1 protein-coding gene is annotated in these 271 nt (G+C 67.2%); it reads right to left on the bottom strand.

Annotation, left to right across the window (positions count from 1 at the left end; translation table 11 throughout):
* Positions 1-271 (bottom strand): MFS transporter (locus EOD29_RS31875; RefSeq protein WP_127248824.1); only part of this gene is annotated, 271 nt, incomplete at both ends.

The raw sequence follows: 271 nt of genomic DNA, 5'->3' as shown, positions 1-271 counted from the left end.
GGCAAACATCAACAGCATGCCGGTTGCCAGCATGGCGACGACAGGCCGCTTGTCGGCAATGGATTTCCAGCCGCCGCTGGCCTTGGCTGCCTGCTTGCGGGCCGGCGATTTCTCCTCCTTGATCAGCAAGGCCGTGGCGAGAAAGGCGAGGAAGATCATGCCGCCGGCGGCGAGAAACGTGCCGCGGATGCCGATGATCGGCGGGAGCGCCCCGCCGAGCAGCGGCCCGACGAGATTGCCGGCCATGATGCCGGAGGAGAGCACGCCGAGC

The organism is Mesorhizobium sp. M1A.T.Ca.IN.004.03.1.1 (genome assembly GCF_003997555.1).
Lineage (GTDB): Bacteria > Pseudomonadota > Alphaproteobacteria > Rhizobiales > Rhizobiaceae > Mesorhizobium.
The sequence above is the reverse complement of the archived record's forward strand: the minus strand, read 5'-3'. Positions and strand labels throughout refer to the sequence as shown.